The sequence below is a fragment of the Micromonospora sp. WMMC264 genome (assembly GCF_027497275.1).
Classification (GTDB): Bacteria; Actinomycetota; Actinomycetes; order Mycobacteriales; family Micromonosporaceae; genus Micromonospora; species Micromonospora chalcea.
On record NZ_CP114907.1, the window covers coordinates 5,428,458 to 5,451,726 of the forward strand.

At 72.7% G+C, this 23,269-nt stretch carries 20 protein-coding genes; 9 read left to right on the forward strand and 11 right to left on the reverse strand.

The genetic code is table 11. The features are described 5' to 3' along the window. Positions 1-12: 12 nt before the first annotated feature. From O7542_RS23890 to ssd, 7 genes are all read right to left on the reverse strand, one after another. The gene (locus O7542_RS23890) at positions 13-396 is read right to left on the reverse strand and encodes an Rv3654c family TadE-like protein (protein ID WP_281605235.1); all 384 of its coding nucleotides are present in this window, start codon (positions 394-396) and stop codon (positions 13-15) included. Beyond that, on the reverse strand, positions 393-767 hold the full coding sequence (locus O7542_RS23895) for a TadE family type IV pilus minor pilin (RefSeq protein WP_064448478.1): 375 nt from the start codon (positions 765-767) through the stop codon (positions 393-395). The genes O7542_RS23890 and O7542_RS23895 overlap by 4 nt, the downstream gene beginning before the upstream one ends. A 128-nt stretch (positions 768-895) precedes the next feature. Further along, the gene (locus O7542_RS23900) at positions 896-1,063 is read right to left on the reverse strand and encodes a DUF4244 domain-containing protein (RefSeq protein WP_013283643.1); all 168 of its coding nucleotides are present in this window, start codon (positions 1,061-1,063) and stop codon (positions 896-898) included. A gap of 23 nt (positions 1,064-1,086) precedes the next feature. After that, entirely contained in the window at positions 1,087-1,815 is a 729-nt protein-coding gene (locus O7542_RS23905; protein ID WP_281605236.1) for a type II secretion system F family protein, read from the reverse strand. Further along, a complete protein-coding gene (locus O7542_RS23910; protein WP_348651582.1) occupies positions 1,815-2,828 on the reverse strand; it encodes a hypothetical protein in 1,014 nt (337 codons plus the stop codon). Before O7542_RS23910 ends, O7542_RS23905 begins: the two co-directional genes overlap by 1 nt. Next, on the reverse strand, positions 2,825-4,027 hold the full coding sequence (locus tag O7542_RS23915; protein ID WP_064448449.1) for a TadA family conjugal transfer-associated ATPase: 1,203 nt from the start codon (positions 4,025-4,027) through the stop codon (positions 2,825-2,827). Before O7542_RS23915 ends, O7542_RS23910 begins: the two co-directional genes overlap by 4 nt. Next, entirely contained in the window at positions 4,024-5,127 is a 1,104-nt protein-coding gene (gene ssd, locus O7542_RS23920) for a septum site-determining protein Ssd (RefSeq protein ID WP_064448448.1), read from the reverse strand. The genes O7542_RS23915 and ssd overlap by 4 nt, the downstream gene beginning before the upstream one ends. A gap of 257 nt (positions 5,128-5,384) precedes the next feature. Here ssd and O7542_RS23925 point away from each other — a divergent pair, with 257 nt between their 5' ends. From O7542_RS23925 to O7542_RS23935, 3 genes are all read left to right on the forward strand, one after another. Then, complete coding sequence (locus O7542_RS23925) at positions 5,385-6,083, forward strand: hypothetical protein (protein ID WP_166455711.1); 699 nt, start codon at positions 5,385-5,387, stop codon at positions 6,081-6,083. A gap of 51 nt (positions 6,084-6,134) precedes the next feature. Further along, positions 6,135-7,100 carry an aminoglycoside phosphotransferase family protein gene (locus O7542_RS23930; RefSeq protein ID WP_281605238.1) on the forward strand — a complete coding sequence of 322 codons (966 nt, stop codon included), beginning with the start codon at positions 6,135-6,137 and terminating at the stop codon, positions 7,098-7,100. Between the two features lie 115 nt (positions 7,101-7,215). Beyond that, complete coding sequence (locus tag O7542_RS23935) at positions 7,216-7,626, forward strand: hypothetical protein (protein ID WP_140946281.1); 411 nt, start codon at positions 7,216-7,218, stop codon at positions 7,624-7,626. A 35-nt stretch (positions 7,627-7,661) separates the two neighbouring features. On the opposite strand, the gene O7542_RS23940 is transcribed toward O7542_RS23935, so the two are convergent. Continuing rightward, positions 7,662-8,393, reverse strand: coding sequence for a hypothetical protein (locus tag O7542_RS23940; protein ID WP_043327259.1), 732 nt, complete (start codon positions 8,391-8,393; stop codon positions 7,662-7,664). A gap of 511 nt (positions 8,394-8,904) precedes the next feature. On the opposite strand from O7542_RS23940, the gene O7542_RS23945 reads away from it, so the two are divergent. Further along, complete coding sequence (locus O7542_RS23945) at positions 8,905-9,711, forward strand: HAD-IB family hydrolase (RefSeq protein WP_064448445.1); 807 nt, start codon at positions 8,905-8,907, stop codon at positions 9,709-9,711. Between the two features lie 11 nt (positions 9,712-9,722). Here the strand turns inward: O7542_RS23945 and O7542_RS23950 are convergent, their stop codons facing one another. Continuing rightward, positions 9,723-10,469: an oxidoreductase gene (locus O7542_RS23950; RefSeq protein ID WP_043327263.1), complete on the reverse strand. Its 747-nt coding sequence runs from the start codon at positions 10,467-10,469 to the stop codon at positions 9,723-9,725. Positions 10,470-10,691: 222 nt separating this feature from the next. On the opposite strand from O7542_RS23950, the gene acs reads away from it, so the two are divergent. The 5 genes from acs to O7542_RS23975 all read left to right on the forward strand — a co-directional run bounded on the left by acs (position 10,692) and on the right by O7542_RS23975 (position 20,001). Then, positions 10,692-12,680, forward strand: a complete 1,989-nt coding sequence (acs, locus tag O7542_RS23955; protein ID WP_281605239.1) for an acetate--CoA ligase — start codon at positions 10,692-10,694, stop codon at positions 12,678-12,680. A 231-nt stretch (positions 12,681-12,911) separates the two neighbouring features. After that, positions 12,912-15,695: an immune inhibitor A domain-containing protein gene (locus O7542_RS23960; protein ID WP_231915639.1), complete on the forward strand. Its 2,784-nt coding sequence runs from the start codon at positions 12,912-12,914 to the stop codon at positions 15,693-15,695. 358 nt (positions 15,696-16,053) lie between these two features. Next, entirely contained in the window at positions 16,054-18,456 is a 2,403-nt protein-coding gene (locus O7542_RS23965; RefSeq protein WP_043327268.1) for an immune inhibitor A domain-containing protein, read from the forward strand. A gap of 169 nt (positions 18,457-18,625) precedes the next feature. Continuing rightward, on the forward strand, positions 18,626-18,964 hold the full coding sequence (locus O7542_RS23970; protein ID WP_210868821.1) for a hypothetical protein: 339 nt from the start codon (positions 18,626-18,628) through the stop codon (positions 18,962-18,964). Between the two features lie 104 nt (positions 18,965-19,068). Next, the gene (locus O7542_RS23975) at positions 19,069-20,001 is read left to right on the forward strand and encodes an alpha/beta hydrolase (protein ID WP_281605240.1); all 933 of its coding nucleotides are present in this window, start codon (positions 19,069-19,071) and stop codon (positions 19,999-20,001) included. A gap of 1 nt (position 20,002) precedes the next feature. Here the strand turns inward: O7542_RS23975 and O7542_RS23980 are convergent, their stop codons facing one another. Both O7542_RS23980 and O7542_RS23985 read right to left on the reverse strand, forming a co-directional pair. Then, complete coding sequence (locus O7542_RS23980) at positions 20,003-20,368, reverse strand: hypothetical protein (protein WP_187693912.1); 366 nt, start codon at positions 20,366-20,368, stop codon at positions 20,003-20,005. After that, a complete protein-coding gene (locus O7542_RS23985) occupies positions 20,365-23,268 on the reverse strand; it encodes an SseB family protein (RefSeq protein ID WP_281605241.1) in 2,904 nt (967 codons plus the stop codon). The genes O7542_RS23980 and O7542_RS23985 overlap by 4 nt, the downstream gene beginning before the upstream one ends. Position 23,269 lies beyond the last annotated feature (1 nt).

Consider the following 23,269-nt stretch of genomic DNA (forward strand, 5'->3'; position numbering starts at 1 on the left):
GGCTCGGCCGCCTCAACCGTCGGTGTCCCGGGCCGGCCCGGCCCGGGACGTCGCGGTGGCGTCCCGGGTCAGCCCGGGCAACGGCTCGACACGTACCCGCGCCGTGACGATCAGATCAAGCCCGTCGATCCGGCAGCCGGTCATCCGGCCGCCGTTGGCCGCCACCAGCTCGGCCGCGCGAGCGCACGCGCCCTCGACGCCGTCGAGCACCCGCCCGGCACCGGCGAGCGCCCCGAAGTCCGCCGCGTTGCGGGCCTGGTGCCGAGCGCATCGGGCTGCCGCGAGCGCGGCGCCGAACATCCCGACCAGCACGAACACCAGCCCGATCGCGAGCAGGCACACAGTGGCTCCGCCCCGCTCGGCGGCGGTTCGGCACGACGCCCGGACGGCCGTCACGGCACCGGCCCCGGCGCGCCGGGTTCCACAGCCGCTGCCGCCTGCCCCGACACGCTCAGTCGCGGCAGCAGCGCGCCGAACGTCCGGACCGGCGCCCGAACCGTCGCCGTGACCCGGTCGCCTGCCACAGTCACCGACACCTCGGCGCCGTCGGGGGCGTACCGCTGGCCGGCGACCTCGCCGGACTCGCCCCGGGCCGCAGCGAGCGCCGCCTCCCGGGCTGCGTCGACGCAGCCGACCCGGGTACCGACCGCGTTCACCGCCGTCAGCCCCGCGACGAGCAGCAGCATGAGCGCCGGCAGGCCGGCCGCCAGTTCGGCGGTGAAGGAGCCCCGCTCGCACGCTGCCCACGAACGTCCCCGGCGGAGCAGGCGGACGAGGGCACGCCCGACCGCCCCGGCCCGGATGCCGGCAGCGCCGCGGATCGGGCCCGCTTCGGCCGGGACGCCCAGCGGGTGCGCCGGAGCGGGAAACCAGCGGTCGGCCCACCGGCGCCGGATCACTTCAGGGCCCGGTCGATGACGGCGGTCAGCGCGGACTGCACGTTGCCGGAGGTCAGCACCTTCAACAGGATGCCGGCGAAGGCGACCGCGGCGAGCGTGCCCACGGCGTACTCGGCGGTGTTCATGCCGGCGTCACCCCGCAGGCGGGTGAGGAGTTTGCGCATGTCGTTCGTCCCTTCTCGATGGTTCACAGCACGTCGCCGAGAACGGCGACGATCACCGGCACCAGACCGGCGAGAATGAAGGCGGGCAGGAAGCAGAGCCCGAGCGGCAGCACGATGAGCACGCCCGCGCGCCGGGCGGCCGCCTCCGCGGCGGTCGACCGTTCGGCGCGGAGGTCGTCGGCGAGCCGGGTCAACGCGCGAGCCAACGCGGCACCACTGTTCGACGACCGGACCGCCGCCGCGACCACGGGTTCGGCCCCGGCCACGCAGCTCAGGTGCGCCCATGCCTCGGTTGCCGTACCGCCCAGGCCCAGCGTGCGGCCCACCCGGCCGAGCCGGTCAGCGAGCGGACCGCCGAGCGCCTCGGCGACCGCCAGCGCCGAACGGTCGACCGGCGCGCCCGCCCGCAGCGCGGCGGCCAGCAGGTCCGCGGCCAGCGGCAGATCGGCCGTCTCCCGCAGCCGTCGCTCCCGGAGGGCGCGCGGCTCGATCCGCCGGAGCAGGCGATCGGCGGCGACACCGGCCAGCAGCCCGAGGAACAGACCGGTCCAGCCGCCGACCACCACCGGCACGGCCAGCCCGGCCAGCGCCGCGCCCAGCCGTACCCGATCCGGCCACCACGCCGGGCGGGGCCGCCGGGGCGCCGGGGCGAGCCGGCGCAACCGCCGGGCCGGGCGGGCCGCCGGAACGGCGACGAGCAGGAGCGACGCGGCGCCACCGAGGCACACGGCGGCCAGCATCTGGCGGGACATCAAGAGGCCCGCCCGGGTGTGACGCCGAGCCGCTCCGCCCAGAGCAGCCCGCCGACCTGCAACGCAACGGCCGCCAGCGCGCTGCCGCCACCTACCGGCGTGTGCAGGAGCACCGCCACCGGGTCCACCCCGATGCCGTAGCCCAGGCCGATCCCGCCCAGGGGCAGCGCGGCGAGCAGCCAGGCGGTCGCCCGGGCCCCGGCGGCCTGGGCGGCGGCAGCGGCGAGCCCCCGGTCGGCGGCGCGGGCGTCGGCCTCGATCCGTTCCAGCAGGTCGGCCAGGGGCGCTCCGGTGCGGTCGGCCAGCTTCCCGGCGGCCCGGGCCAGGCGCGCGACCCGGCCCGGCCCGTCGTCCAGGTCGGCCGGCAGCCCGGCCCGCAGGTCGGCGGCGACGGCGGCGAGCCGGTCGAGGTCGCGGCGGTGCGCGAGCGCGGCCGCCCTTCGGGTACGCCGACGCAGCACCGCCCGGGCCGCGAGGACGCCGTAGGTGGCCAGCGCCAGGGCCGCCACCGGACCGCCGAGCAGCGCCCCGGACACGGCGCCGAGCAGCGCCGCCACGGGTAGCGCGCGTCGAGGCGTGAACAGGACCGGCGGACCGGCGGCCCGGTCGCCGTCCGCCGCGAGCGTCCCCGGGCCAAGGCCGACCCACCGCCGTGCCCGATGCGCCAGCGCGGACACAGGCCCGAGGCCGGCCCACTCCCCTGCCCGTTGCGCCGGCTCGGGAGCAGGCCCGCCGCCGGTCCACTGCCCTGCCCGGTCGGCGGCAGGGCCGGGGCTGATCCACTGATGTGCCGGGTGCCCGGCTCCGGGCCGACTTGGTTCCCGAGCGCGGCCCGGTGGCTGGCCGGACGACTGCGGCCCGGCGTCGAGCGGACGGCCCGAACCGCCTGCCCGCTGGGCCGGACCGCCGCCCAGGACCGCCAGTCGCCGGGCGCGACCCGCGCGTACCGGCCAGGCGACGGCCGCTGCCGCGACCGCGAGAAGCAGCGCCACCAGCCCGAGCTGCGCGGTCACGACGGTTCCGCCCCGGGCACCCGGAGGACCGGCGGCACCGGCACACCCCGCTGCCGCAGCAGGGCGCCGAGCGCACGGGCCGCCGGACCGGGACCCCGTCCTCGTACCCAGGCCGGAACCACTGTCACCACGCGGTCGGGGCCGTCGGGCAGCAGCAGGCCGATGGAGTCCAGCACCCGTCCCTCGCCGGTCCGGCGGAGCTGGAGGACGACCTGCAGCGCGGCGGCGACCTGCGCGTGCAGTGCGAGGCGCGGCAGACCGCCGAGCATCCCGAGCGCTTCCAGCCGGGCCGGGACGTCGGCCGGAGCGTTCGCGTGCAGCGTCCCCGCCCCGCCGTCGTGGCCGGTGTTCAACGCGGCGAGCAGGTCCACCACCTCGGCGCCCCGGCACTCGCCCACGACCAGCCGGTCCGGCCGCATCCGCAGTGCCTGCCGGACCAGGTCACCGAGCCCTACCGCCCCGGCGCCCTCGACGTTCGCGGTGCGCGCCTGCAACCCGATCACGTGCGGGTGCACCGGCCGCAGCTCGGCGGCGTCCTCCACCAGCACGATCCGCTCGGTGCCGGGCACCAGCCCGAGCAGCGTGTTGAGCAGCGTCGTCTTGCCGGAGCCGGTGCCGCCGCTGACCAGGTACGCGAGGCGGCCGGCCACCACTGCGGCGAGCAGCGGGGCGACCGGCCGGGCAACCGTGCCCCGATCCACCAGCTCGTCGAGGGTGAACGGCCGCTGCCGGAAGGTACGCAGCGACAGGTACGGCCCGTCGGTCGCCACCGGCGGCAGCACGGCGTGCAACCGGGTGCCGTCGGGCAGCCGCGCGTCGGCGTACGGCGCGGCGTCGTCCAGCCTGCGTCCGGCAGCGGCGGTGAGGCGCTGCGCCAACCGGCGTACGTCGTCGAGCGTGCCCAGCGGCACCGCCACCTGACGCAGCCCCTGCCCCCTGTCGACCCAGACCCGTACCCCGTTCACCAGCACGTCGGTGACCTGCGGGTCGGCGAGCAGCGGCGCGAGCGGACCGGCGCCGATCAGGTCGTCGTGGACCCGGTCGGCGATCCGCAGCAACGTGGTGTCGCCGAGCACCGCGGTCGCCGGTTCGGCGCGTACGGCCGAGACGATCGCCGCCGGGGTGACCGGCGTCGCCTCGGCGGCGAACCGGTGCCGGACCCGGACGGCCAGTTCCCCGGGGTCGGCCGGCCCGGTCATGCCGCACCCGCCGCCGACGACCCGACCAGCTCGTCCACGAGCCGCTGACACAGGACGGCGAGTGGGCCCTTGCCGCTCGCGCCCGGCGCCTCGCCCCGCTCCAGCCCTCGGCACAGCCCCGGCTCGGGCCGCAGCGTGCCGGCGAGCGGCAGGCCCAGCGCCCGGGACACCTCGGCCGCGCGGAGCCGGCCGGGCGCCGGGCCGCGCACGATCACCGACAGGTCGACGCAGTGTGGCGCGGCGAGGGCGGCGACCCGGGCCGCCGCGGCTGCCGCCCGCAGCTCGGCCGGTACGACGAGCAGCGCGCGGTCGGCGGCCTGGAGCGCGATCACCGCCGCGTCGTCGAGGTGCCGAGGCAGGTCTAGCACAACCAGGTCCCGCCCGCGACGGCCGGCGTCGACAGTGGCGGCCATCGCCTCGGCCGGCAGGTGCCGCAGGTCCCCGCGATCCCAGGAGAGCACCACCAGGTCGCCTCGGCTGGGCAGCGCGCGGACCAGCGACGGCGGGTCGACGCGCCCGTCCGTGCCGGCCAACTCGGGCCAGCGCAACCCGTCGAGCTGCTCCCACCCGAGTACGAGATCGAGGCCGCCGCCGAGCGGGTCGGCGTCCACAAGCAGCGTGCGCAGGCGTGACCGGGCCGCGGTGACGGCGAGCCCGCCGGCGAGCACGCTGGCCCCGGCGCCGCCCCGCCCGCCGAGCACCGCCACCACCCGCCCCGACGGCGGACCCGCCGGGCCGGCCCCGCATTCGGCGAACCGGTCGATCAGCCAGGGCTCGGCCGCCGGCAGTGTCGCGACGTGCTCCGCGCCGATCAGCTCGGCCAACTCCGTACCCGGATCGAGTTCTCCGGAGCGACCGACCAGGACCGTGCGGGCGCGGCGGGGAAGGCGTGCCCGCAGGCAGGCCGCCGCCTGGTCGGCGCCGATGAGGACCAGCGGCGCCGGCGCCCAGCGGGCCCGGGCGGCCGCCGGGTCGGCGGCCAGTTCGACCTCGGTGCCACCGGCGGCCGCGAGTCGCAACAGCTCGTCGAGAAGGTCGCCGTCGGAGGTGACGAGCAGAGGCAGGCGACGGTACGGCGGGAGCGGAGTGCGGGGCGGCATGGCTGTCTCCCTCGGTCGGACTCGGACGTGCCCGGCAGCCTGCCCGGCCGATGAGCCGAATGCGGGAGATGCGGACTCCCCTGTGGACGGCGGAATGCGATGTGGACAGACCTCGGCGGAGGAGTGGATCTGCTATGTGGCGCGAGGGTTTAGCAGCGAACGCACGGTCAGCCATTGACTACGGGGATGATCAGTAACGGATAATCGGGGACCCCTCGCCGCTCCATGGACGGCACCGGCTTTGCGGATTCGAGGCCATGACCGATTCATCGCATCCCCTCGCGATTCCCCCACCTCCGCGCCACGCGCTGCCCGACGGACCGACCGGCGGCGAGGCCTGGCTGCGCGATCCGTCACCGGCAGCGCTCGCCGCGATCGCGGTCGGGCTCGTGGTAGTGGTGCTCGCCAGCATCGTCAGCGCCTTCGCGACGCCCCGCCGCCCCGACCTTCCACCGCCGATCGAGGGGCAGGCGATCCTGGCATCCCCGGCGCTGTCCAAGGGGGCCGCGGAACCACCGGAGGCGTCCTGGTCGCCGCCGCCGGTGTCGCTCTCCAGCCGCTCCGTCCTGCCCACCCGGACGGCCGAGCCGAGCCGGGCGGCCGCTCCGACCAGTCAGCCGGCGTCGCCGAAGCCCTCCCGTTCCAGACCTTCGAAACCGCCTGTCGCCGGGCCCGACGAGCTCAGATCGTTGTCGCCGACACACGAACGGAGGCTGCGTTCACACGGCGGCGGACCGGAGACGTTCATCGACTTCGTCAACACCCGGCGGGAGCGCGTCGCCGTCTACTGGCTCAACTACGAGGGCCGGCGCCAGCGGTACGCGCTGCTCGAGCCTGGGCAGTCCTACCGGCAGCAGACGTACGTCGGTCATCCCTGGGTGGTCACCGACGAGCGCGGCGGAGCGCTGGTGTGTTTCGAGCCGGCCAGGCACACCTCGCGCGCGGTGATTCGCTGACCCGACCACAACTCGCTTGCCGGCCGGGACCCCGGCTGCGACGCTCCGGCTGTGATCGACAGACCTGGCGTCGACGAGCCGCTGCTGGCCGCCGAGGTGGCCGCCGCCTGGGCCCTGAGCGTCGCCGACCTCGTGTTCCTGCCGGTGGGGCTCGACGGGAACGCCTGGGCGTACCGGGTGGACACGACCGGCGGTGCGCGGTACTTCCTGAAGCTGCGCCGCGGCGAGTTCACAGGGGCCGCCGTCGCGCTGCCCGGATTCCTCCGCGCGCGAGGCCTCCGGCAGGTCGTCGCGCCGATCGACCTGCCGGACGGCGGCGCCGTACACGGCTTCGAGGGCTACCGGCTGCTGCTCTACCCGTTCCATGAGGGCGGCAGTCTGTGGGCTCGCGGTCTCACCGACCGCCAGTGGATCGGGTACGGCGAGTTCCTGGGCCGGCTGCACCAGGTCACGCCGAGCGCCGAACTCGCCGCCGTCCTGCCGGTGGAGACCTATCGGTCGACCGCGGGCGAGCGGCTGCGAACGCTCGGCGATCAGGCCGCGGCGAGCGACGCCCTCGGCGCGTTCTGGAAACGGTACGGCACCGCGCTGCACCGATTGGCGGACACGGTGGATGAGCTTGCGTCCGGTGTCACGCGCGCTCGGCACGTCATCGCCCACGCCGACATCCACCCGGGCAACCTGATCGCCGACGGCGACGGTCCGCTACACGTCGTGGACTGGGACGCGCCGATGCTCGCGCCGCGCGAGCGGGACCTGATGTTCGTCTACAGCCGGGACTTCGGCGACCACCCGGCCGACGCGCGCCGGGCCGATCTATTCCGGCGGGGCTACGGCCCGGTCGAGCCGGATCAGAGGTTGCTGAGTTACTACCGCGGCGAGCGACACCTCGACGATGCCGCCGAGTTCCTTCGCAGCATCCTGAGGCCCGGGGCCAGTCCGGAGTCCCGGGCCAACGACCTGCATTGGCTCACCCGCATCGCCGAGGCCGTCGCCGACCCCGCCTACGCGCCGTGAACAGCTACTCTGGCCGCCCTGCCGACATCTGACGTTGCGAGGTGACGTGCACAAGAGCCCTCGTCCACAGGATTGGACGGTCCGAGGTCTCCCCCTGCCCACCACGCTGGCCACCTTGCTGGAACAGGACCGTTGGCGGCACCCCGGAGACCACGTGCTCCGGAGCGTCATGCCGTGGTTCGAATACCCACTGATGTTCCCCACCAGTCTTGACGGAATGCGGTTCGAGAACAATGCCCTGGACCTCTTCGCCGACGACGCCCCGTTGTCGCAGCTGTTTCGAGTGACCCGCGGCAGCCGCATGAATCGTCCGGTCGCCCTGCCGTGGCTCGATGCCGATCGCGCGGTGTTCATCGCGGTCAACCGGGACCCTGGAGACGATGTAGCCCTCGCGCTCGACTACCGCACCGACGTCGCCGACCCGAGGGTCGTCGCCAGTGACTTCTGGACCGACCCCACCCGATGCTCCTGGCGGCTGGTGGCGCCCAGGTTCACGCAACTCCTCACGGCGCTCGGCCCCACCTGACCGGGCACGCGCCTGCTGGTCCGCCCGTCGGCGGGTCAGGAGCTGATCTCGTGCATCGTTCCGTCCGGTCCCATGCGGTACCTCCGCGGCGGTCCCATGGCTCGCAGTGCCTCCGCATATGCGGCCTGACGGGCGGCCTGTTCCTCGCCGGACGGGTCGCTCACGCGGAAGCCGTGCAGATGAACATCGTCGGGGTCGATGTCGTCGGGGGACGGACGGCCCTCGACGACGAAGCCGAACAGCGCACGCAACGCTTCCTCGCCGAGGTCGAGGGGATGAAACGGCAACGGGTACGGGCCCGGCTCGACGCGATGCTCACCGGCCCAGTACGGCAGCTCGAAGTCGTACGGCTCGCCGATGTTCTCCTGGATGCTGCCGCCGGGCGACAGGCTCAGCGATCTGACCAGTACGCCGTCCTCCCACTCCGCGAAGCCGAGCCAGTCCACGGCAGAGTGCATCCCGTGCATGATGATTCGCCGGCCTGCTCCGGCCAGGCGAAGGTGCTCCGGCAGCTCGGACGGGCGGTCGAGCATGACCCGTCGGTCGCAGTACAGCTCCGCCCCGGCCAGCACGGTGGCGTACGTGACACCGTCCGGCGGGTAGACGCCGTCGAGCAGGGTGTCGTCGTCGGCTGGTTCGACGACGTGGCCGGGGTGGACTCGACGTATCAACGCCTCGACTTCGGCTCGCGCCGATCGCCCGGCGCCACGCAGCGCCGGACGAATGTCGCCGTCAGTAAACGCCAGCAGTGCCGTCTTCGCGCCCACGCCGTTCCTCCCCGTACCGCAGAAAGCCACCTCGGACGATCATGTCGGCCTGCTGGTTCTGCGACAGGGCCTTGAGACCGATCTGCAACCAGGCCGGAGTCCGGGCATCGCGGGAAGCCGTACGGTTCAGCCCGCCCGATGCCGGGGACGCCGCCCGTAGGCGACGGGGAGGGGCTGTGACCTGCGGCGGAACGCTCACGGCGCAAAGGGACGACCCCCGTCGGGGGGAGACGGGGGTCGTCTTGTGGTTCGGCTCCGGGGGGGTCGAGCCGAACCGACTCAGCGGTTACGGGGGGTGCAACCGCCGAGGCCTGCGGCGTCGGGAATGTGAACTCCCGTCGCGAGGACAAGCATGCCGCAGCCGACCCTTATACGTCGAGTGGTGTTCAGTCCACGCAAAGCTAATTTCTTGCACATCAGATGTGACCGCCGTCACTCCTGCGGGTGCTCATCCACTTCCATGACCCTGGGCGGACGCCTCCGCGCCGCTGTCGGGCTAGACTTTCGCGCCGTGGGCCGCAGCGCCGCTTTCTTCGATCTCGACAAGACCGTCATCGCCAAGTCAAGCGCACTGGCATTCGGTCGGCCGTTCTACCGGGACGGGCTGATCACTCGGCGTGACGTGGTCAAGTCGGCGTACGCGCAGTTGATGTTCCGGCTGGGCGGCACCGACGAGCAGACCATGGCCCGCACGCGGGACTACCTGGCCACACTCTGCAAGGGCTGGCCGGTGGAACAGGTCCGCCAGATCGTCGCGGAGACGCTGCACGAACTGATCAACCCCTATGTGTACGCCGAGGCGGCCGCCCTCATCGAGGAGCACCAGGCCGCCGGCCGGGACGTGGTGCTGGTTTCCGCGTCGGGTGACGAGATGGTCCGGCCGATCGGTGAGCTGCTCGGGATCACCGACGTGATCGCCACCCGGATGGGTGTGGTGGACGGCCGCTACAGCGGTGAGGTCGAGTTCTACGCCGCCGGTCCGAGCAAGGTCGAGGCGGTCAGCGAGCTGGCTCTGGAACGCGACTACGACCTCAGCGACTCGTACGCGTACTCCGACTCGTACTCGGATCGGCCGCTGCTGGAGTGCGTGGGGCACCCGACGGTGGTCAACCCGGACCGGGCGCTGCGCAAGCTGGCGGTGGAGAACTCGTGGCCGGTGCTGGAGTTCCGGCACCCGATTCCGCTGGGCCGCCGCCTGCGTGAGCGGCCGGCCGTGCCGGTCGCGGCCGCGGCGCTCGGTGTCGGAGTCGGCGTGGCCATCGGCATCGCCTGGTACGGCCGGCACCGCCGCACCCGCACCGCCGCGCCGACCGCCTGACACCCGCGACCTCAGGACGCGGCGAGGATCTCGTCGCCGATGAGCGTGATCTGGTCGGCGCCGACCTCGACAGCCGTCATGTAGTGCCGCAGCCAGGAGCGCAGGCCGTCGGGCGTGCCGGTGGCGAACGCGCCGGCCGCGCCCACGTACTCCGGTTCGCGCTCGCGGTGACCGACGTCGACAGCGACCAGCCCGCGGGGGTCGAACCCGGTGGAGATCAGCACCAGCCGGGCGGCGGCGCGGGCCACCACCCCGGACGGGCCGGGGAACGGGCGCAGGTTCAGCAGCTCGCCGTGTACGACGGCGGCCAGCACCAGCGGTGGCACCTTGGTGCCGCCGGCGACCAGGGCGGCCAGGCCGTCGAGGCGGGCCGCGACCACCGGGTCGGCGACCGGCCGGCCCAACTCCTCCTCGGTCACCACGTCGCGGGCGGCGAGCACGTGCAGCCGGGCCAGCACCTGCCGGGGCGCCTTGGGCCAGAGGTCGCTGAGCCCGGGCAGCGCTCCGGCCACCCGCAGCGCGCCCTGCATCACCGGGTCGGTGACGGTGCCGGCGCGTACCTCCTCGCGGTCGTGGACGCGGCCCTCCAGCGCGGCGCTGGCCACGGCGGAGCGGAGGCTGACCTCGGCGGCGACCTGGCCGCCCTGGCGGCGCAGCGCGCGGTGCCGGTGGGCCAGGTCGACCCGCTCGCGGGCCTGCTCGACGGCGGGGGCGACGTCGGCGAGCGCGAGCAGCGGGGCGAGCGGATCGGTGGTCACCCCGTCACGCTAGCGACCGCCGGGCTCCCCCCATGCCCGGGGTTGTTAATAAGGGTCCCTTCCTCTACCGGAGGCGTTAACAAGGGGCCCTTCCTTACACCTCGGCGCGAGGGGAGGGCCGCTGGGCGCGCGGTGCGGGGCCGGGCGGTCGCGACCGGGGTACGGCGGGACTAACCTTCCCCGGAGTAGGAGACGCAGGTCACGCGACGAAGGAGTCACCGCATGAGCGAGGCATTGGCCAACTTGCTGAACGAGACGCGCCAGTTCCCGCCGCCGGCTGAACTCGCCGCGAACGCCAACGTGACCGCCGAGGCGTACGAGGAGGCGGCCGGTGACCGGCTGGCCTTCTGGGCGCGTCAGGCCGGCCGGCTGGCCTGGGCCCAGCCGTGGGAGCAGGTGCTCGACTGGTCGAACGCCCCGTTCGCGAAGTGGTTCACCGGGGGCACGCTGAACGTGGCGTACAACTGCCTGGACCGGCACGTCGAGGCGGGCCTCGGCGACAAGGTGGCGATCCACTGGGAGGGCGAGCCGGGCGACACCCGCACCGTCACCTACGCCGACCTGCACCGGCTCACCTGCCAGGCGGCGAACGCGCTGACCGAGCTGGGCGTGACCGCCGGTGACCGGGTGGCGATCTACATGCCGATGATCCCGGAGGCGGCGGTGGCGATGCTCGCCTGCGCCCGGATCGGCGCCACGCACAGCGTGGTGTTCGGCGGCTTCTCCGCCGACGCGCTCACCAACCGGATCCAGGACGCCAGCGCCAAGGTGGTGATCACCGCGGACGGCGGGTACCGGCGGGGCAAGCCGTCGGCGCTCAAGCCGACCGTGGACGAGGCGGTGGCGAAGTGCCCGTCGGTGGAGCACGTGCTGGTGGTGCGGCGTACCGGTGAGGAGGTCGCCTGGTCGGGCAGGGACCACTGGTGGCACGAGACGGTGGAGACGGCGGCGCCGGAGCACGAGGCGCAGCCGTTCGACGCCGAGCACCCGCTGTTCATCCTCTACACCAGCGGCACGACGGCCCGGCCGAAGGGCATCCTGCACACCACCGGCGGCTACCTGACCCAGGCGTCGTACACCACGCACGCGGTGTTCGACCTGAAGCCGGAGTCGGACGTCTACTGGTGCACGGCCGACATCGGCTGGGTGACCGGGCACTCCTACATCGTGTACGGCCCGCTCTCCAACGGCGCCACCCAGGTCATGTACGAGGGCACGCCGGACACCCCGCACAAGGGCCGGTTCTGGGAGATCGTCGACAAGTACAAGGTGACCATCCTGTACACGGCGCCGACGCTGATCCGCACCATGATGAAGTGGGGCGAGGACATCCCGGCCGGCTACGACCTGTCGTCGCTGCGTCTGCTCGGCAGCGTCGGTGAGCCGATCAACCCGGAGGCGTGGATCTGGTACCGGCAGCACGTCGGCCGCGGTGAGCTGCCGGTGGTGGACACCTGGTGGCAGACCGAGACCGGCGCCATCATGATCTCGCCGCTGCCCGGTGTGACCGAGGCGAAGCCCGGCTCGGCGATGGGCCCGCTGCCCGGCATCGTCGCCGACGTGGTGGACGACCAGGGTGAGTCGGTGCCGAACGGCGGCGGCGGTTACCTGGTGCTGAAGGAGCCGTGGCCGTCGATGCTGCGGACGGTGTGGGGCGACGACAACCGCTTCCTGGAGACGTACTGGTCGCGGTTCGGCGCGGGCGCCAACACCGGCGACGAGTGGGTCTACTTCGCCGGTGACGGCGCGAAGAAGGACGACGACGGGCACATCTGGCTGCTCGGCCGGGTGGACGACGTGATGCTGGTGTCCGGCCACAACATCTCCACCACGGAGGTGGAGTCGGCGCTGGTCAGCCACCCGTCGGTGGCGGAGGCGGCGGTGGTCGGCGCGACCGACCCGACCACCGGGCAGGCGATCGTCGCGTTCGCCATCCCGCGCGGCACCGCGGAGACCGCCGGCGACGCGGGCGAGCAGCTCATCGCCGAGCTGCGCAACCACGTGGCGAAGACGCTCGGCCCGATCGCGAAGCCGCGGCAGATCATGCTGGTGCCGGAGCTGCCGAAGACCCGCTCCGGCAAGATCATGCGCCGGTTGCTGCGGGACGTGGCGGAGAACCGGTCGCTCGGCGACGTGACCACGCTCCAGGACTCCTCGGTGATGGAGTTGATCTCGTCGGGGATGAGTGGCGGCAAGTCCGACGAGGACTGACGACAGCCGACCAGGGGGCGGACCGCGGCGCGGTCCGCCCCCTTCGTCGTATCCGGGATCCGCGCCGGTCGATCGGGGGACCCGATCTGACCTGATCGGCCAGAGCACTTTTCCACCACTGTCGATGTCGCTTGTTGTCGGTTACGTTCAGCCGCACCGGCGGATTTCGACGAGCGTCAGTGAGACGGCCGGTTCCCCACCATTCCCTACGAACGGAGTGGCATGCTCCCCATGTCGCAGCACAGGGCACGGCGACGCTTACTCGTCGCGCTGCCCGTCATCGCGCTCGCGGCCACGTCGCTGACCGTGACGGGCAGCGCGGCGGCCCAGCCGTCCCGGTCCGCACCGGTCACGATCGGGGCGGACGAGCACTACATCAACTACGCCGAGCCCGAGGTGCAGCCGGACACCGGCGGCAAGGAGATCAAGGGCCGTGACGGCGTCTTCACCTCGCCCGCGGACGAGGCCCGCGCCTACGACCGCAAGTACGCCGGGGGCAACCCGATCGCGGCCCGTGAGCTGGCCAAGCTGGAGGCCAAGTCCATCCGGACCGGCAAGAGCCCTCGCAAGATCAAGCAGGCCAAGAGTACGCAGACCGCCAAGCTGCTGACGCTGCTCGTCGAGTTCAACGACAACGCCAACGACGACTTCACAGGCGTGATGGTCCCGAAGACGGTGTTCGAGGACCGCACCTGCGTTCCCGGCACGGTGCAGAACGGGCCGCGGCACAACACCATCCCGAACCCGGCCACGCTGCCGCACAAGGACAACAACTCGATGTGGGTGCCGGACTTCTCGCCGGCCCACTACGACAAGATGCTCTACAGCAAGAAGGGCATCACCGAGCGGGTCCGCAAGGACCTCAAGGGGCCGGACGGCAAGCCGGGCATCAGCCTCGCCGGGCGGACCATGCACAACATGTACCTGGAGATGTCCAAGGGCGCGTACACGGTGGACGGGCAGGCCACCCCGTGGATCACGGTGCCGCACTCGGAGGGCTGGTACGCCGCGTCGCGCTGTTTCCAGGACGAGAACGGCAACTGGGTCGCCGGGCGTGAGCAGTCGATGAACGGCCACCCGGACAACCCGCAGGGCGCCGGCCGCCTCGCCACCGACGCGATCGACGCGCTGGCCGCGGCCGACCCGAACTTCCCCTGGGCCGACTACGACATCGAGGACCAGAGCGACCGCGACGGCGACGGCAACTACCACGAGCCGGACGGCGTGATCGACCACCTGGTGCTGGTGCACGCCAACCAGGGCAAGTCCCGTGGCGGCGGCGACATCGGCATCTACTCGGTCTGGGCGCACTCCTCGACGGTGGCCGGCGGCTACACGATCCCCGGCACCAACCTGAAGGTGTCGAACTACATCGTGCAGCCGGAGGACGCCGGCGTCGGCGTCTTCGCCCACGAGTTCGGCCACGACCTGGGCCTGCCGGACCTCTACGACACCTCCGGCAACGCCGACTCGGACGTGGACTTCTGGGACCTGATGGCGTCCGGCTCGCACTCCGGCGAGATCTTCCAGGCGCTGCCCACCCACATGGGCCTGTGGGACAAGTGGGTGCTGGGCTGGGCCGAGCCGAAGACGTTCGGGCCGGGTGACCGGTCCAAACTGGTCAAGCTCGGGCAGACGTCGCGTACTCCGGTCGGCACCGAGGACGGCATCAAGATCGACCTGCCGGACAAGGTGATCTCACTGGCGACGCCGCACAGCGGCGGCAACATGTGGTACTCCGGCGCGGACCAGAACTGGGCCGACGTCAAGCTCAGCCGCACGGTGACCGTCCCGAACGCCGCCGACGCGAAGTTCTGGATGTGGAACAACTACGTCATCGAGGCGGACTGGGACTTCGGCTTCGTCGAGGTCTCCACCGACGGCGGCGCCACCTGGAACGAGCAGAAGGTGTACGCCGAGGGCGGCGCGCTCGTCTCCACAAACGACGGCTACGCCGACCCGAACGGCCGGATGGTCGACTTCGGCAACAAGAAGTACGGCCTGAGCGGCAGCACCGGCGGCTGGCGGCACGACTACGTCGACCTGTCGTCGTTCGCGGGGCAGACCGTGCAGGTGCGGCTCCGGTACGCCACCGACGAGGCGTTCGTCGAGCGCGGCTGGTTCGCCGACGACTTCTCGGTGACCGGCGGCGGCGCGACCACGTGGAGCGACGACGTGGAGAGCGGCGCGGCGGGCTGGACCCAGACCGGCGGCACCTTCACCGACACCAGCGGCGCGGGTTGGTACATCGACTCGGGCACGCAGGTCAAGTCGCACTACTACCTGGCCGAGTGGCGTAACTTCGACGGCTTCGACAACGGCCTGAAGTACACCTACGACACCGTCTACTCGCACGAGGCCTGGAAGGTCGACCGGATCGCGTACAACGCGCCGGGCATGCTGGTCTGGTACCGGGACACCCAGCTCGGCGACGTCAACCACGTCACCGCGCAGATGACCGCGCTGCCCAGCTACGGCGCCAAGGGCGGTCTGCTGATCGTCGACTCGCACAACGACCCGCTGCGCCGCAAGGGCACCGCGGCCGAGAAGGACCCGTCGGTGCTGAAGAACCTGCCCAGCCGGCCGCAGTCCTCCAACGCCGCGTTCGGCCTCAAGCCCACGTACCCGTTCAAGGAGTGCCTGGAGGCGGCGGACGAGCCGTACAGCGAGTACTGCACGAAGTTCGGCCCGCAGGCGCCGGTGAAGGGCTTCACCGACGCCAAGGGCTGGTACCCGGGCATCGAGATCCGTGACGGCGCCGCGTACGCGCGGGACAACGACGCCTCGGTGGTCGTCCCGTCGCGGGGCAACCAGCAGTACACGACCCGGGTGGTGAACCCGGACGGCACTCCGGCGACGGACTACTACGGTTCGACGCTGGGTGGCGGGGCGATCGTGCTCGGCACCGGCAACCCGGGTGACGCGGGCGTCCAGTACGGCGTCTCGATCATCATCAAGCGGGCCGCCAAGGACAACTCGTACGCCCAGGTGTACGTGGTCCCGCCGCGTCCCTGAAACGGGCGCGGTCAAAGCGGAACCGGAATGACCGAAAAATGATCTGATCTAGCTCGATGGGGGAAGGGCCGGGAGCGTGAGCGCTCCCGGCCCTTCCGCGTAACCCATTAATCCATGCATGTCTCTGCAATCGCCGCTCCGCGCATCGTCGCTGGTCAACGGCTCGGTGACGGGCAGGTGTGTGACGGTGAAAAGCGTTCTCAACAAAAAGTTGCAACAAATCGACGCACGCGTCTTCCCACCAGTCGCAGCAGTGTCTATGTTCACCCTTGGTCCCACCAGTGGACCGTTCCACCGGCCCGTACCCCCAGTTGGGCCGGTTCCCTCACACCGGAGGTACCACGTGCGCAAAGTCGCAGTGGGTCTGCTCGGGCTTTCGCTGACCGCGACGGGGCTGGTGGCAGGCACGGCCGCCAGCGCCGCGCCGACGCCGAAGCTGCCGGCCGCCGCTCCGTCGGTGGCCGAGCCTGCGCAGGCTGAGCACGACCTGCCCAACCCGCTCGAGGAGAAGCGGCGCGCGCTGCGCCAGGAAGGCCTCAGCGAGGTCCTGTCCGGCAGGGCGAAGGCCCAGAAGATCAACGGCAGCACGGTCGTCAAGGTCGGCGAGCGGGCCGCCGCCGGTCCCGCGGCGGGCAAGGCAGCCAAGAGCACCAAGGCCGGCAAGGGCCCGACCAAGGACCAGTACGTCGAACTCTCCCGCGAGCGGACCGACAGGATCTTCGTCATCCTCGCGGAGTTCGGCGACGAGCGGCACCCGAACTACCCGGACCAGGACACCGACCCGGACACCCCGGGCCCGACCCGGTTCGACGGTCCGCTCCGCAACCAGATCCCCCAGCCCAACCGCGCGGTGGACAACTCCACGGTCTGGCAGGCGGACTACAGCGCCGACTACTACCGGCAGCTGTACTTCGGCACCAACCCGGGCGACGAGTCGCTGAAGCAGTACTACGAGGCCCAGTCCTCGGGTCGGTACAGCGTCGACGGCGAGGTCACCAACTGGGTGAAGGTGCGGTACAACGAGGCTCGCTACGGCCGCTCCGGCGGCTACCCGTGTGCCTCGAACGTCTGCACCAACACCTGGGCCCTGGTCCGCGACGCCGCCAACCAGTGGGTCGCCGACCAGAAGGCGCAGGGCCGCTCCGACGCGGAGATCGCCGCGGACGTCAAGGCGATGGACCAGTGGGACCGGTACGACTTCGACGGCGACGGCGACTTCAACGAGCCGGACGGCTACATCGACCACTTCCAGATCGTCCACGCCGGCGGCGACGAGGCCGACGGTGACCCGTACCAGGGTGAGGACGCCATCTGGAGCCACCGGTGGTACGCCTTCGCCAGCGACCAGGGCAACACCGGCCCGGAGAACTTCCCGGCCGGCGGCACCCAGATCGGCAACACCGGCGTCTGGATCGGTGACTACACGATCCAGCCGGAGAACGGTGGCCGGAGCGTCTTCTACCACGAGTACGGCCACGACCTCGGTCTGCCGGACGACTACAACGTGGTCAGCGGTGGGGACAACAACAACGAGCACTGGACCCTGATGGCCCAGAGCCGGCTCGGCGCCAAGAACGACGGCGGCATCGGCGAGCGCGGTGGCGACCTCGGCGCCTGGAACAAGCTCCAGCTCGGCTGGCTCGACTACGAGGTGATCGTGGCCGGCCAGAAGCGCACCCTGGAACTCGGGCCGCAGGAGTACAACTCCAACAAGGCCCAGGGCGCCGTGGTGGTGCTGCCGCAGCGGGAGTACACGTTCCAGAACGGCAAGCCGTTCGAGGGTACGAAGCAGTTCTTCTCGGGCAACGACGACGACCTGAACAACACGATGACGCGCACTGTCGACCTCACCGGGAAGACCAGCGCCGCGCTGTCGATGAAGGGTCGCTACAGCATCGAGGCGGACTACGACTACCTGTTCTTCGAGGCGTCCACCGACGGTGGCCAGACCTGGACCTCGCTGCCCGGTACGGCCAACGGCACCCCGCTGAAGGAGATCTCCCCCGGGCGCTACGCCCTGGACGGCTCCAGCAACGACCAGTGGGTCGACGTCAACATCCCGATGGACGCGGTCGCCGGCAAGGTCGTGCAGTTCCGGCTCCGCTACCAGACGGACGGCGGTGTGTCCGAGGGCGGCTTCTACGGTGACGCGATCACCGTGACCGCCGACGGTCAGACCCTCCTCACCGACGGCGCCGAGGCCGGTGCCAACGGCTGGACCCTCAGCGGCTTCAGCATCGTCGAGGAGACCTACACCCGTAAGTTCGACAACTACTACATCGCCGGTCACCGGTCGTACGTCTCGTACGACAAGTACCTCAAGACCGGCCCGTACTTCTTCGGCTACGCGAACACCCGCCCGGACTACGTGGACCACTACGCGTACCAGGAGGGTCTGCTGATCTCCTACTGGAACCTGCGGTTCGCGGACAACGACACGTTCGCGCACCCGGGTGAGGGTCGGAACATGATCATCGACGCGCACCCGCGGCCGATCTACAACCTGACCGGCCAGCCCTGGCGGGCCCGTGTCCAGGTCTACGACGCGCCGTTCAGCCTGAAGAAGGCCGACTCGTTCACGCTGCACATCAACAGCCAGCCGCAGTACATCCGCGGTCAGGACGCGCAGCCGCTGTTCGACGACACCAAGCAGTACTGGTACCCGGAGCTGCCGAACCACGGCGTCAAGCTCCCGGCCACCGGCACCAAGATCAAGGTCCTGGAGCAGAACGGCACCTCGCTGAAGGTCCGCTTCTCCTGATCCACTGATCGACGCGCCACGCGATGCCCGGGCGGGCTCACCGCCCGGGCATCGCCCTTTCCGGGAACCCGGCGTACCCCGCCCGCGTCCCATCCGTTCGACACCCGCCCCACGCTGCCGGCCGCCCCACGATGGCGCTGATCGACGGCGCGGCCGAGACGGAGGATCCGTGTCCGACGACCACCAGCCGGCCGCGAGCGGCGCGGGCACGCCCGCCGACCGGCCCGCGCCGCTGTCCGCCACCGAACTGCCGACGCTGCGGCGTCCCGCCGGCCCGCCGAGGAAGCCGACCGACAACCGCCCGGCCGGCGTCGTCGCCGGATGGATCACCCGGGGCGGCTCCGGACCCTGCTACGGCCTGATGGACGAGAACGGCACGGAGTACGCCGTGTACGGCCCGGACGCCGGGGAGTTGCGCAAGGGCGACTTCGTCTCGCTGCGGCTCACCGCACGGGACCGCTCGGTGGACTGCGGGCCCGGCATCCCCATGCGCGTCGCCGAATCCTGACCCCGCAAGCGGTCGCCGGGCCGCATGGGTCACCTCCCGGAGAAATCCCTGATCCTGGTCACCTGCGAGCCCGATGCGCGATCGGCGGCCCTAGGCTGTGCCCCATGACCGACCAGCGCGGCGGACCCGTCGACGAGTCCTGCGTCCTGCCCGAGGGGCCGTGGACGCACCGGTTCGTCGGCGCCAACGGCAGCCGGTTCCACGTCGTCGAGGCGGGCGCCGGTCCGATGGTGCTCTTCCTCCACGGCTTCCCCGAGTACTGGTACGCCTGGCACGAGATGCTGCCGGCGGTCGCGGACGCGGGCTTCCGGGCGGTCGCCGTCGACCTGCGCGGCTACGGCGCGAGCGACAAACCACCCCGGGGGTACGACGGCTACACGCTCGCCGCCGACGTCGCCGGCCTGATCCGCGCGCTCGGCGAGCGATCGGCCACGGTGGTCGGCACCGGCGCGGGCGGGCTCATCGGCTGGACCGCCGCCTCCTTCCACCCGACCCTGGTCCGGCGGCTCGTGGTGCTCGGCGCGCCGCACCCGCTGCGGCTGCGGGCCGCCATCTTCGCCGACCCGCGCGGCCAGTTCGCCTCGGCCACCGCGACGCTCAAGTTCCAGTTCCCCCGCTACGAGCACGTCCTGACCCGGGACGACGCCGCCGAGGTGGAGGAGATTCTGCGCCGGTGGGGCGGCCCACGTTGGGCGGACAGCCCCGACTTCGCCGCCTACGCCCACTGCTGCCGGGTCGCGATGCAGATCCCGCAGGCCGCGTTCTGCGCGATGGAGGGCTACCGCTGGGCGTTCCGCTCGGTGCTGCGGCTGCACGGCTACCGCTTCGTGAAGCTGATGCAGAAGCCGCTCGTCACGCCGACCCTGCAACTGCACGGCGCGCTGGACCGCGCGTCGCTTCCCCGTACCGCCCAGGGCTCCGGCCGCTACGTCAGCGCGCCGTACGAGTGGCGGCTGCTCGACGACGTGGGGCACTTCCCCCACGTGGAGGCCCGTGACCTGGTGCTCGGCGAGATCCTGCGCTGGGCGAAGTCCTGACTCAGACCCGCTGCTCGCCCAGGTCGGCCACCTCGGTCGCGGGCGCCCAGCCCTGGTAGACGCCGAAGTCGAACGCCTCCAGCCCCATCGCCTCGGCCACCGGCCAGCGCCCACCCGTGTACTCCAGCCGCAGCCAGCCCTCGTGCTCGGCCAGCACGATGAACGGCTGTCCCTGCCAGGTGCAGGTGGTCCGCACGTACGCGAGATCGTCGACCTCGGCCGCCGGAACCACCCGGACGTACCGGCCGGGGCGTACCTCGGTGAACCCCTCGTCCGGGCCGGGCTGGTAGAGGCGGATGTCGTCGCCGTCGGGGCTGGCCTGGTACTCCCGCCCCCGCCAGCGGGCCACGTAGCCGTCGCGGGTCACGCCTCGTCCGCCTTCCGCCAGACCAGCGCGTCGGTGTCCAGGACCGCGACCAGCCGCGTGGCGCCGTCCGCGCCGAGCCGCCACAGCTCGGCGCCGTGCGGCAGGCGGGCGCTGTCCACCTTGAACTCGGCGATCACGTCGCTGCTCTCCCCGGGGGCGAAGCCGTTGCCGCGGAACGGCGGTCGCTCGATCACCCAGCCCTCCATCGCCCGCATCGCGGCCTCGTTCGGCCCGCCGTAGGGAATCCGGTAGAGGCTCGGCCGGTAGGCCGGCCAGCGCAGCAGGTAGATCTCCTCGTCGTCCGGGGAGAACGGCGAACCCGGGTGGCCGAGCCCGAGCGCCCGGTACAGCTCCGCCGGGCTGTTCAGGTGCGCCAGTTCCCCGGCCCGGTGCACGAAGCCGGAGACCCGGTCGTAGCCACGCTCCAGGTAGTACGCGAGCTGGCTCGCCGCGATCGCCTTCTGCATGGTCACCGGCTGGTTCGCGGCGATCGTCGGCGCCTCCGGGCGCTGTCGTTCCGCCGGCTGCGGCGCGGCGGCCGGCTCCGGGTCGTCGCCGAGGCCCACCTCGGCCGCCCAGTTGGCGAGCGCGAGAACCTGCTCCCCCGGGTACGTCGCGCCGACCGGGCTGCCCGGGTTCACCCGGAACGACCAGGACACGTCCGGCCACTTGCGAATGAGCTGGACGAACTTGACCCGTACCGTCTCGACCGCGTCTCCGGCGTGCTCGGCGAGGCGTTCCGGGGAGGTGTAGACCGAGACGGACGTCTCGCCGTCCACCGGCTCGGTGTGCCAGACGAACCCCGGCTCACCCGGCCGGCTGCCCGCGGCCGAGTCGGGCGCGGCCGGCAGCAGCACCCGGGCCAGCAGCAGGGTGGTGAGGAAGCCGTCGGTGCTCCCGCTGCCCGCGGCGGCCAGCAACTCCTCCTCCACGTTGTTCGCCGGCACGAAGTCGGCCGGAGCGGCGGCGCTCACCGGGTCGCCGTCGATCGGCGCCGGCTCCGCCAGGGGCGCGGGCGGCTCCGAGGTGTCCGGCGTCTCGTGCGGGGTGGACAGCGCGACGGTCGGCTCACCCGGCGCGAACAGCGACGTGGTGACGGAATCGTCGAAGGCGGCCGGTTCGGCCTCGGGGGCCGGCTGCGTGGCCGGCTCGGCGTCGGCGGCCGGCTCGAAGAGCGACACGGTGGCCTGTTCCCCGGCGGTGGCCGGCGCGAACAGGGCCGCCGTCTGCTCGGGCGGCGTCGGCGCGAACAGCGAGGTAGTCGGCTCGGCAGCCGGCGTGTGCGCCTCGAACAGGGAAACCGTGGGTTCGGCCGTCGAGGTGAACGACACCGTCGGATCGTCGAGCCGCCCGGCCCGGTCGAACGGCGCCGTCTCGGCCGGCGCAACGGTGTGGGCGGCCTCGGTGAGGTTCATCGTCTCGTCGCCGGTCGTCAGCAGCGGGTCGGCCGGGAGCGGCGCGGTCGGGTCACCGGCCCAGGGTGCCGCCGCGTGATCGGCCGGCGCGGCACGCACCGGGTCGGCGTACTGCGCGGACCAGGGCTGATCGGGCTCGGTCAGGTCGCGGGCCTCGATGACCGTGCCCTCGATGACGATGGGGGTGAAGTCCCGGCGCGGCGCGGGCGGACTCGACACCGGCTCGGCGATCGAGGGCGACAGCGCCTCCGTCGGGTCCTCGGCAGCGTCCCAGGGCGGGGCCTCCCGGTCGGCGCCGACCGGGTCGGCCCACGTGTCCGTCGCGGGGGTGGCAGGGCCGGAGTGACGCCGGGGCAGCGTCCCGATGGCGTCCTCGGGTGGGCGGCTCGGCCGGAACGCCTGGGTCGCCTCGTCGGTCCGGAGCGCCGGAGGCGGCTCGTCCGCCTGTGCCGCGAACGCCTGGGTGGGGTCCTCCCGTACCGGCTCGTTCAGCGGACGGCGACGCGGAAACGGCTGGCCACCGGCGAACCGGGTCGGCGGGGTGGCCCGGTCGGCGGCCCGCCGTGGCGCGTCCAGCGGTGACGGGCGCCGGGCCGAGCGACCGGAGGCGGGCTCGAAGAAGGACCGCGACGGTGGCGGTGGCGTGGGGGTCGACGGCGGCTCGTCGGTCGACGCGGGCTCGGCGGCGAAGGGGTCCGGCTCGTCGGGGCGGCGGCGCAGGTCGGTGAGCCAGCCGTCCAGGGCGTCCGTACCCGGTTCGTCGCCCGGGTCGGCGCGGCCCGGGCTGTCCCGGTCCGGCTCCCGGCGGCGGGGCGGCACGGTCGGCAGCCGCCGCCCCAGCACCGAACCGCCGCGTACCGGCACCGTCGGCGGCTCGTCGTCCGCAGTCCGCCGTCCGCCCCGGTCGCCCGGCACCGCCGGAGGCGGCACCGCGGGAGGCGGAACGGCTGCGGGCGGAACCGCGGGAGCCGGAACGACAGGGGGCGGGACGGCGGCCGGCGGGACGGGTACGGCGGACGGGCGGGGCGCGGAATCGGGTACGCCGTTGCGAGCGCTCCGGGCCGCGCCCTCCACCCGCTCCAGCCGGGCCCGAGCGCCCATGGTCCGCCCGGGCAGCCGGACGTCGCCCCGGGAGAGCTGAGCCACGTACCAGGCGGGCAGGTAGCCCTCGATCGGCAGCCCGGGGTTGACCGCCAGCCACCACTCCGGGTTGGGCCAGCCGTCCGCCAGTTCCGGGTAGGGGACACGGCGGGCCGTGCCGGCGTTCTCCCCCAGGCTGGCCCGCAGCGCGGCGGCGGAGGTGAAGGCGAGCACGTGCGTGCGGCCGCCGGAGGTCCAGGTGCCCCATCCGCCGGCCGGGCCGCCCGTGACCGGCAGGAACAGATCGACGCGCGTCAGCACCCGAAAGTACTGCTGCTGGTCCTGGGCGCGCAGCGCGTCCCGCATCGCCACCTCGGCCTCGGTGGCCGGCTCCCATCCGGTCACG